This is a genomic window from Actinosynnema sp. (assembly GCF_052038725.1).
Genome location: NZ_JBQGCX010000565.1, coordinates 1 through 8,297 on the forward strand (window position 1 = coordinate 1; position 8,297 = coordinate 8,297).

An 8,297-nucleotide genomic window follows, 5' to 3' on the forward strand; every position below is an offset into this window, starting at 1 on the left:
GGCCTCCCGGTCCCGCCGCGCCACCGCCTCCGACGCGGCCCGCGCCGCGTCGCCGACCGCGCCCTCCAACGACTCCAGGGCGCGCGCCGCCGAGTCCAGCTCCACCGACCGCTGGTGCAGCGCCAGCACCAGCGCCCCGCGCCGCCCGGCCTCGGCCGCGACCTCGGCCACCCGGTCCGCCACCGCCTCCACCGGCACCACCGGCGCCGCGGGCGGCACCCGCCGCTCGATCGGCTGCGGCTCGGCCTCCGGGTCGGGCTTGGCCCGCACCGACTCGGCCCGCACCACCGGTTCCGCCGACGCCACCGAGGGCACGGGGGGCAGCTCCAGCTCCAGCCCGGCCGCCAGCAGCCGCCCGCGCAGCGGCTCGGCCAGCTCGCGGGCCGTCCCCAGGTCCTCGGCGAGCCGCCGCAGCAGCCGCAGCACCCCGTCGACCGCGCCGTCCTCCTGCGCCCGCTGCTTCGCCGCCACCTCCAGCGCGACGCGGGCCGACGACCGCTTCTCCTCCACCAGCCGCTCGCGGGTGCGCAGGTCCTCCAGGCCCCGGAACGCGGGCAGCTCCTTGAGCGCCCCGATCCGCTCCTCGGCCCGCTGCTCCCCGGCCTCCAGGTCGCGCTGCGACCGCTCGGCGTCGGCGCGCTCCGCGCGGGTCCGCTCCAGCGCCGCCGTCAGCCGCGCGCCCTCCCGCTCCAGCTTGCGCACCGCGTCCTCGGCCGCGCCCAGCCGCTCGGCCGAGGACCGCAGCCCGCCCAGCGCGTAGTCCGAGTACGTCTTCAGGAACGTCCCCAGCGCCGAGTCCGCCGTCGACAGCCGGGTGATGTTCTCCCGGATCGACTCCAGGTCGTCGAACGAGGTCGCCAGCTGCTCCACCATCGCCTGGTCCAGCGGCGGCAGCGCGTCCGACAGGATCTGCTCCAGCTGCCCCTCCAGGACCTTCAGGCCCACGTCGGGGTTGCGCAGCGTCCGCTGCAGGTGCAGCAGGTCCCCGTACCGGGCGGCCGGGACGCCGTACACCTCCTCGGCGACCCGCGCCCGGAACGCCGCCTCCTCCAGCACGCAGTCCGCGCCGACGGCCTCCCGCAGGTGCGCGGGCCCCAGCGGGGTGCGCTCGGCCCCCACCAGCTGGAGCTGCCTGCCCACCCGCAGCGGCGTGATGAACCGCCACGAGTCGGTGATCGCCTGCGAGGTCTTCGACGCCTTCACGCCCAACCCGCAGGTCAGGTACTCGTCCTCACCGCGCCGCAGCTCGATCCACGCGTACCCGATGCGGTTCGGCCCGCCGTCGTAGTCGTCGAGCATGAGCCGCCGCAGGCTGACCGTGTCGAAGCCCTTCGAGCCGACCTGCCGCAGGTCGCCGTCCAGGCACAGCGGCAGCAGCAGCTCCAGCGTCCGGGACTTGCCGGACCCGTTGGTGCCCTGGAAGATCGCCCGCCCGCCGGAGAAGTCGAACACCTGCTCCGCGTACTGCCAGATGTTGACGATCCCGCCGCGGTGCAGCCGCCACCTGTCGCTCACGCGCTCTCCTCATCGAACAACGACCAGCTCTGCGGCTCCGGCGCCGCCACGACCTCGACCTCGCGCTCCGGCGCGCCGTCCGGCGCCGGGACCCACCGGTGCGCGGTCGGCGCCAGCGTCCACCCCGGACCCTCCGCGTCCGGCGCGGCCAGCCCGGTGCGCCGCAGCAGCTCCAGCACCTCGGCGGTCAGCCCGTCCAGGTCCTCCACGTACTGCTTCGACCACGCCGCCGGGTAGTCCGCCACCAGCTCCGCGCACACCTCGCGCGCCCGAGCCGGGTCCACCGGGTGCCGCCCGCCCGCCACCGGCCGCGACTCCAGCAGCTCCGGCAGCGCCAGCAGCGCGATCCGCGCCACCGTCGACGTGCCGGGGAAGCACAGGTCCGTCAGGTAGTCCTCGGGGTCGGCGGCGAGCACGCCCTCGGCGCGGCACTCGGTGCGCAGCCCGAACGCGGTCTCCAGCAGCGCCGACTCCTTGCGCTGGTTGCGCCGCAACCAGTCCGCCTGCTCCGGCGGCAGGTCCGCGTACAGCACCACCGGGTTCTCCACGAGCCTGCGCCGCACCGCGTGCTCCACGCCCCTGGGCCCCGGCCGCGCCGCCAGCTCCACGAGCCGCCCCGCGCCGTCCGCCTCGGCCACCGGGCCGGTCAGCAGCTGCCCCAGCAGGTCGGTGTCCACGGTGATCAGCGCCTCGGCCTGCGCGTCCACCGAGCCCTCGGTCTCGTGCAGCACGCCCAGCGCCACCAGGTGCCGCAGCGCCGAGGTCAGCGCCCGCCGGTCCACCACGTCGTCCACCACGGCGATCCCGGCCTCGGCCGCCGCCGCCCGCGCGTCGGCGACCAGCCGCGACAGCAGCACCTGGCGGCCGACGCCGGTCAGCACGGCCAGCACCAGCGCCAGGTACGCGTAGCCGCGCGGCGTCAGGCCCGCGCCCCGGCTGTCGTCGTGGCCGGGCCCGGCCTTGTACAGCCGGGCGAACCGGCGCTCCACCACCAGCCGGTAGCCCAGCAGGCCCGCGAACAGGTCCTGCAGCGCGAACCGGTGCCGGTACACCGCGCCCAGCAGCTCGCCGTCGGGGCCGTCGGCGCGCAGCAGCGGCCGTCGCAGCAGGGTGCGCGCGCAGCGCACCACGATCGCGGAGTCGATCTCGGAGAGGTCGTCGAACATGCTCAGTCCAGCACCAGGGTCGAGTCGTGCAGGGTCAGGGTCCCGGCCGTCGAGCGGATCACGGCGGCGCGGCCCGCGACGTGCTCCACGGTCACCCGCAGCCCGCGCACCGGGTCGGCCGCCGAACCGGGGTCGACGGCGCTGTCGCGCTGCGCCATGGCCAGGGTCAGCAGCTCGCACAGCACGCCCAGCGCCTCGCCGGACAGCTCGGCCTCGGCCAGCCGGGGCGCCGCCGCCGCCAGCTCCGCGACGGACGCGGCGCGCCGCTCGTCCGCGTGCCTGGCCTCGGCGAGCAGGGACTGCTCGGTCATCGGGTCGTCCAGGATGCGCGAGGTGCGCCCGCGCGCGCTGCGGTCCGACCGGCTGCGCACGCTCACCGGCACGTCCACGGCGGGACCGGCGGCCCACGGGGTCCGCTCGTCGTCGCGGTCGTGCTCGGGCGCGGGGGACAGGTGCCGCGCCCCGTACAGGCCGAACGCCGCCGCGTACAGCTCGTGCGCCTGCTCGCGGGTGCCGCCGTCGAACCAGGCGGCCAGCTTCAGCAGCTCCGCCCTGCGGCCGGGCAGCAGCCCGCCGCCCGAGGTCGCCCGCTTCACGCTGGCCAGCAGCGAGCCGATGGCGCGGGCCGTCGCGTCGCGCAGCGCGGTGACCTGGCTGGGGCGGCCGGGCCGGTCGACGAACCAGTCGGTCAGCTCCCGCCAGTCCTCGGCGGACCGCCCGCGCGCCCGCTCCACCCGCTCGCCCAGGCCCGAGGCCCCCAGCAGCCGCAGCAGCTCGGGCCGCGCGCCCGCCAGGCCCGCCAGCGCCGCCGCGATCGCCGGGGTGTGCCGCAGCACGTCCTCCACCACCCGCTGGATGTACTCCACGAGCAGGTCCCGGAAGCCGCTGATCTCGTCGGCCGCCAGGTGGTGCCGGGTGACGACCTGGCCGAGGTAGGCGTAGAAGTCGCGGACCGTCGCGGCCAGCTCGGCGTGCTGCAGGAACAGCGTGGTGACCTGCTCGGCGAGCGCCTCGCGCGGGCCGCGCCCGCCGGTCAGCAGCGCCTCGGACAGGGTGCGCCCGAGCTGGCCCAGGCCGCGCTCGCCGGCGGGCAGCAGCTCGCGGGCGACCTCGCGGGCGCCCTCGGGCACCCGCAGCAGCTCGTCCACGTCCCGCTGCACGCGCACCGCGAGCTTGCTGACCTGGTAGCGGACGCTGCCGTGCTGGAACTCGGCGATGCTGGACGCCACCACCTCGCGGCGGCCCTGCACCAGGTTGCCCCACTCGACCAGCTGCTTGAGCCGGTTGATCACGTTCTCGATGCGCGACTCGCCGTGGTCGACCCGCCCCTCGCGCTCGGCGCCTGCCAGCGCGCCCGCGACCTCGCCCGCGGACAGGTCGGCGAGCAGCGTGGACGTGAACAGCCGCATGATCGCCAGGTAGGTGCGCTGGTGCTCGCGCGCGTCCAGGTAGGCGTAGAGCTTCAAGCGGGCTGGTTCCACGGGGTGCCACCCTAGGGCTTGGCGGGGGGCGCCCACGCACGGGCGGGGCGAGTCGGCTGCTCCGTTCGGCCCGCGCCCGCCGGGTTGCCCCGTCCGTGGCGGCCGTCCGGGGGACGTGGTCGGCTGACCAGCACCGCGAGTGCCGCGACGGCGGTCGCCCTGCGCCGTGCGTGTCGGCGTCCGCTCACCTCCCGGACACGCCCCGCCTGCCTGCGGACACCGTGCGTGTCGGCGCTACGGTGCCGGCATGAGCCTGGGACGTGCGGTCGGGTTGGCGCTCGGGGTCGCGGCGGACGCGGTGTTCGGCGACCCCCGGAGGGGGCACCCGGTCGCGGCGTTCGGGCGGGTCGCGGGCGCGCTGGAGCAGCGGCTGCACCGGGACGACAAGGGCGCGGGCGCGGCGCACGTGGTGGTGCTGGTCGGCGGGGTCGTGCTCGCGGGCGCGGCCGTCGAGCGGCTGGCCGGGCGGTCCGAGGCGCTGCGCGCGCTGACCACGGCCGCCGCGACCTGGGTGGTGCTGGGCGGGGCCTCGCTGGCCGACGAGGGCACCGCCATGGGGCGCGAGCTGGACGGCGGCGACCTGGTGGCGGCCCGCGACCGGCTGCCGAACCTGTGCGGGCGCGACCCCGAGCGGCTGGACACGATGGGCCTGGCCAAGGCGACCGTCGAGTCGGTGGCCGAGAACACCTCGGACGCGGTCGTCGCGCCGCTGGTGTGGGGAGCGGTCGCGGGCGTGCCCGGCCTGCTCGGCTACCGCGCGGTGAACACCCTGGACGCGATGATCGGCCACCGCTCGGCCCGCTACCGGAACTTCGGGTGGGCGGCGGCGCGCCTGGACGACCTGGCGAACCTGCTGCCGTCCCGGCTGGCCGCGCTGCTCACCGTCGTGGGCGCGCCCGTCGTGGGCGGCTCGGCGGGCGAGGCGTGGCAGGTGTGGCGGCGGGACGCGGCGGCGCACCCGAGCCCCAACGCCGGGCAGGTGGAGGCCGCGTTCGCCGGGGCGCTGGAGATCCAGCTCGGGGGGCGCACGGTGTACTCGCACGGGCCGGAGGACCGGCCGGTGCTCGGGCACGGGCGCAACCCGGACGCCGGGCACGTGACGCGCGCGGTGGAGCTGTCCAGGGTCGTCGGCGCGGGCGCGGCGGCGGTGTCCGCGCTGGTCGCGGTGCTCGTGCGGCGCAAGCGGCGGGGCTGAGCCCCGGACCCTGGGGGCCCCGCCGGTCAGGCGGGGCTGTTCTCGCGCCGCCCGCTCGCGCGCTCGGCGTCCGCGCGCTCCTCGCCGCCCTCCGCGGCCTCGGCGGTCCCGTTCTCCGCCGCCTCGTCCTCGGCCAGCAGCTCGGCCACGGACTTGCGGCGCGGCTTCCTCTCGCGCTCCCTGGTCAGCGCGCCGCCCGGCTTGGCCTCGCGCCAGGTGAAGTACAGCCACCCGCCGATCGCCATGATTCCGAACGCCAGCCACTGCAGCGCGTACGAGTAGAACGGCCCGGCCTCCATGCGGGGCAGCGGCAGCGCCGACTCCAGCCCCGGCTGGTCCACGTCGAGCTGGAAGTAGCCGGGCCGGATGTCCAGCCCGACCATGCGCCCGACGGTCGCGGTGTTGATCGAGTAGACCTGCCGCTCGCCGTCCTCCAGGAACCCGTCCCGCAGGTCCGGCTCCTCGGCGCGGGTCCACGCGGTGACGCTCACCCGCTCGGACGGCGGCGTGGTCAGGTCCGGCACGCCCATGCCGTCGGCGGGCCGCACGTACCCCCGGTCGACCAGCACGACGGGCCCGTCGGTGGTCCGGAAGGGCGTGAGCACCTCGTACGCGGCCTCGCCCTGCACGGTCCGCAGCCGGGCGACGGCCTCGGAGTCCGCCAGGAACTGGCCGGTCAGCACGACCCGGCGCCACTCGTGCTCGGCGTTGGGCTCGTCCAGCACCTCGGCGAACGGCACCGGATCGGTGGCCATCGCCTCGGACAGCGCGGTGTTCTGACCCACGCGCTGGTCGTCCCGCCCGAACTGCCATGGCGCGAGCATCCAGATGCACACGCCGGCGAAAACCCACACGGCAACCGTCAACGCGAGCCAACCGGGCCGCAGCAGAAACCTCAACCGCACGGCACCCACGGTAATCCCTGCCCGCGCGGACCCCGTGCCGGGGTGAACCGGACATACCGGACGTCGTGCTGGTGGGAGGGGTGTCGCGGGCCCCGGCGAGTGCCCGGTCACACCACCGGGCCGCAGGTCACCGGCGTGCGGACCCCCGGCTCACCGGGGAGCCGACCGCGCCGCCGCCACGGTCCGCGCCGCGTACGCCCGCCCGAACAGCACCACGTGCACCAGCAGCGGGAACAGCTGGTGCAGCGGCGCCCGCTCCCGCCAGCCGTCCGCCAGCGGCGCGGCCTCGTGGTACGCCGCCAGCACCCGGTCCAGGTGCGGGCAGCCGAACAGGGCCAGCATCGCCAGGTCGCTCTCCCGGTGCCCGCCGTGCGCCGCCGGGTCGATCAGCCACACCCGCCCGTCCGCCGCCCAGTGCGCGTTCCCGCTCCACAGGTCCCCGTGCAGCCGCGCGGGCGGCTCGGGCGGCGCCTGCACCCGGACCGACTCGACCACGGCCGCCTCCGCGGCGGTCAGGCTCCCGGCGTCCACGGCCAGCCGCGCGTACCGCGCGATCCGGTGCTCGGCGAACCACCCCGGCCAGGCGTCGGCCTCGACGTTCGCCATCGGGGCCTGCCCGATCGTCGCCTCCGCCGGACCGCCGGGCGGCGGCGAGCCGAACGCGGGCGCGCCCGTCGCGTGCAGCGCCGCCAGCCGCGCCCCGAACTCCTCGGCCGCGCCGGGCGACGGCCTGCCCGGCTCCACCCGGTCGATCACCAGCCACTCGTCCGAGCACCCGCGCACCCCAGGCGCCGGCGGCCCCTCCGGCTCGGCCAGCCACTCCAGCCCCGCCGCCTCGGCCCGCGCCACCCGGTTCGCCTTCACCACGACCCGGTCGCCGTCCGCCAGGTCGACCTCGTGCACCGCGTCGCCGATCCGCCGCACCGCGACCGCCCGCGACCCGGTCACCCCGGCCGCGACGTCCGCCGGGGCCACCCCGCGCCCCGCCGGGCCGCCGCGCCCGGTCACCGCTGCCGCTCCCGGACCCACCGCAGCAGCCCCGGCGTCGCGGCCTCGACCATCCCCAGCACCTCGGCGAACGCCGCCCGCCCCGAGTAGTACGGGTCCGGCACCTCGTCCGACCCGGCCTCCGGGTCGAACGACCGCAGCAGCCGCACCCGCTCCGGGTCCGCGACCATCCCGCGCAGCGCCCGAGCGTGCCCGGAGTCCAGCGCCACCAGCAGGTCCGCGTCCAGGTCCTCGGCGCTGACCGCCGCGGCCACGTGCTCGGTGGGGTACCCGGCCCGCTCCAGCGTCGCCGCGCTCCGCGCGTCGGCGGGCTCGCCCACGTGGTAGCCCTGCAACCCCGCGCTCGACACCACCACGCCCTCGACCCCGGCCCGGCGCAGGTGCTCCCTGAGCACGATCTCCGCCACGGGGGATCGGCAGATGTTGCCGGTGCACACGAACACCACGGAGAGCATGGGGGAGTCCTCACTCGGTCGCACGGGAAGCGGGGCCTGCGGGGCCTGCGGGGTCGCAGCCTAGAAGACCGGCCGCGCGCCGGGGTCCCGTTGCGCACTCCGGGTGAACCCGCTGGACCCCGCCCCCGCCCCGCACGACGATCAAGAGCGGGGGGCCCGATGCCGTCGAACCCGCAAGACCCGCTCGCCGCCGCGCTGGGGACGCTGACCCTCCTCGTGGCGGCGCTCCTGCTGCTGGCGCTGACCTCGCTCGCCCTGCGCCGCCCGCCGCCGACCCCGGCGTTCACCCGCCGCCCGCCGCACGGCGGCGGGGCCCTGCGCCCCGACCCGAACGCGGGCTTCCTCACCGACCGGGGCCTGCTCTTCCTGCCCCGCCGCTTCTTCCTGGCCACCGGCTGCCCGCCGGTCCGCGTCCGGGCCCGCGACCACGCCGCGCTGGACCGGGCCCGCCGCACCCGCCCGGTGAAGGTCGCGCAGCGCGGCCGGGCCTCCTGGTGGTGGTTCGAGGACGCCGTCTACGCCGAGTCGCGCGGCTACCGCCCGGCCGACGTGCTGGCCCGCGTGGTCGCCGA

7 protein-coding genes and 1 pseudogene are annotated in these 8,297 nt (G+C 77.2%); 2 read left to right on the forward strand and 6 right to left on the reverse strand.

Features of this window, described 5'->3' with window-relative positions; all coding sequences use genetic code 11:
• The 3 genes and pseudogenes from ACTUAL_RS11360 to ACTUAL_RS11370 all read right to left on the reverse strand — a co-directional run.
• Positions 1–1,515, reverse strand: a pseudogene (locus ACTUAL_RS11360) (TIGR02680 family protein); the annotation flags it as partial.
• Positions 1,512–2,681: a TIGR02678 family protein gene (locus tag ACTUAL_RS11365; RefSeq protein ID WP_096491603.1), complete on the reverse strand. Its 1,170-nt coding sequence runs from the start codon at positions 2,679–2,681 to the stop codon at positions 1,512–1,514. The pseudogene ACTUAL_RS11360 and the gene ACTUAL_RS11365, both read right to left, overlap by 4 nt.
• A gap of 2 nt (positions 2,682–2,683) precedes the next feature.
• Positions 2,684–4,162: a DUF2397 domain-containing protein gene (locus tag ACTUAL_RS11370; RefSeq protein ID WP_440900234.1), complete on the reverse strand. Its 1,479-nt coding sequence runs from the start codon at positions 4,160–4,162 to the stop codon at positions 2,684–2,686.
• A 247-nt stretch (positions 4,163–4,409) separates the two neighbouring features.
• Between ACTUAL_RS11370 and ACTUAL_RS11375 the strand changes: the two genes are divergently transcribed.
• Positions 4,410–5,357: a cobalamin biosynthesis protein gene (locus ACTUAL_RS11375; RefSeq protein ID WP_096491605.1), complete on the forward strand. Its 948-nt coding sequence runs from the start codon at positions 4,410–4,412 to the stop codon at positions 5,355–5,357.
• A gap of 26 nt (positions 5,358–5,383) precedes the next feature.
• On the opposite strand, the gene ACTUAL_RS11380 is transcribed toward ACTUAL_RS11375, so the two are convergent.
• The 3 genes from ACTUAL_RS11380 to ACTUAL_RS11390 form a co-directional block, all read right to left on the reverse strand.
• Positions 5,384–6,262 carry an SURF1 family cytochrome oxidase biogenesis protein gene (locus tag ACTUAL_RS11380; RefSeq protein WP_232519698.1) on the reverse strand — a complete coding sequence of 293 codons (879 nt, stop codon included), beginning with the start codon at positions 6,260–6,262 and terminating at the stop codon, positions 5,384–5,386.
• Positions 6,263–6,412: 150 nt separating this feature from the next.
• Entirely contained in the window at positions 6,413–7,270 is an 858-nt protein-coding gene (locus ACTUAL_RS11385; protein WP_440900235.1) for a fructosamine kinase family protein, read from the reverse strand.
• Positions 7,267–7,725 carry a low molecular weight protein-tyrosine-phosphatase gene (locus ACTUAL_RS11390; protein ID WP_440900236.1) on the reverse strand — a complete coding sequence of 153 codons (459 nt, stop codon included), beginning with the start codon at positions 7,723–7,725 and terminating at the stop codon, positions 7,267–7,269. Before ACTUAL_RS11390 ends, ACTUAL_RS11385 begins: the two co-directional genes overlap by 4 nt.
• Before the next feature lie 159 nt (positions 7,726–7,884).
• Here ACTUAL_RS11390 and ACTUAL_RS11395 point away from each other — a divergent pair.
• The coding region (locus ACTUAL_RS11395; RefSeq protein ID WP_440900237.1) for a hypothetical protein at positions 7,885–8,297 on the forward strand (413 nt) is incomplete at its 3' end.

Coding starts and splice junctions, on each gene's coding strand:
- ACTUAL_RS11375 (WP_096491605.1), top strand. CDS start 4,410: ATGAGCCTGGGACGTGCGGTCGGGTTGGCGCTCGGGGTCGCGGCGGAC.
- ACTUAL_RS11365 (WP_096491603.1), bottom strand. CDS start 2,681: ATGTTCGACGACCTCTCCGAGATCGACTCCGCGATCGTGGTGCGCTGC.
- ACTUAL_RS11390 (WP_440900236.1), bottom strand. CDS start 7,725: ATGCTCTCCGTGGTGTTCGTGTGCACCGGCAACATCTGCCGATCCCCC.